Consider the following 919-nt stretch of genomic DNA (forward strand, 5'->3'; position numbering starts at 1 on the left):
GACCACAGCTCTGAATCATTTAGAGCAGGAAGGGTTTATTGAGAGATCCAGAAATAATAATGACCGCCGCACTGTATGGATTACGCTTTCTGAATCGGGCCGGGGAGCGGCTGAACAAATGATCGAAACCCGCCAGCAGCTGATTGACGGCATGTTTGAACGTTTAACAGCTGAAGAGAAAAAGACGTTCTTGGCGATTATTGCGAAGCTGGCTCAATAGGGATAATAAAAGCCGGTGCGCGAAGCGCCGGCTTTATAGAGATTATTCCATACCGCTCAGCCGTTTGCCTGCGACGGCATAATGGTCTTTTCTCATTTCTTCTATAAAGACAACAATTTTTTCTTCAGAAGCACCGGTTGTTTCCTTTACGGCTTCTGTTACTTTCTCGACAAGATTGCGTTTTTGCTCGTCTGTACGGCCTTCGAGCATTTTGACAGTTACGTATGGCATGGGTGCTGAATCCTCCTTTATCTCGTTTCCTCTCTTTAGAAAAAGAGGCTTCTTATAGTATACTGAATAAAGTAAATTCTTGCATTTTGAGAAAGAGGGATATCTCACTTGGACCGTTTTTTATATTATCCGTTATCTTTAATGCCATACCTCGTCATCACGCTAATTGTGTCGTTTACGATGCACGAGCTTGCCCACGCTTATGTCGCATACAAATTCGGTGACGATACGGCGAAAAAACAAGGAAGACTGACGCTGAATCCCATTAAACACCTTGATCCGTTCGGAACCATTTTGATTCTGGTGGCCGGATTCGGGTGGGCGCGCCCCATTCCCGTGAATCGCCGTTTCTTTAAGAAACCCCGGCTTGCTGGTGTGCTCGTATCTATAGCCGGGCCCGTCAGTAACCTGATTCTTGCGTTTATTGGTTTCTTTTTGTTAGTGTTGATGCATGCGTACGGAATGGAA

The 919-nt window shown here is 45.4% G+C and carries 3 protein-coding genes; 2 read left to right on the forward strand and 1 reads right to left on the reverse strand.

What is annotated here, in order from left to right:
* A partial coding sequence (locus ACWHAR_RS24455; protein WP_452088104.1) for a MarR family transcriptional regulator occupies window positions 1–220 on the forward strand: 220 nt, incomplete at its 5' end.
* A 42-nt stretch (window positions 221–262) separates the two neighbouring features.
* On the opposite strand, the gene ACWHAR_RS24460 is transcribed toward ACWHAR_RS24455, so the two are convergent.
* Window positions 263–451: a 2-hydroxymuconate tautomerase gene (locus ACWHAR_RS24460; RefSeq protein WP_452088105.1), complete on the reverse strand. Its 189-nt coding sequence runs from the start codon at window positions 449–451 to the stop codon at window positions 263–265.
* A gap of 108 nt (window positions 452–559) precedes the next feature.
* On the opposite strand from ACWHAR_RS24460, the gene ACWHAR_RS24465 reads away from it, so the two are divergent.
* On the forward strand, window positions 560–919 hold a 360-nt coding region (locus ACWHAR_RS24465), incomplete at its 3' end, for a site-2 protease family protein (protein ID WP_452088106.1).

This window comes from Bacillus sp. LR--39, assembly GCF_053613335.1.

Excerpts from the sequence above, each read along its gene's own strand:
- ACWHAR_RS24460 (WP_452088105.1), bottom strand. The coding sequence starts at position 451 with ATGCCATACGTAACTGTCAAAATGCTCGAAGGCCGTACAGACGAGCAA.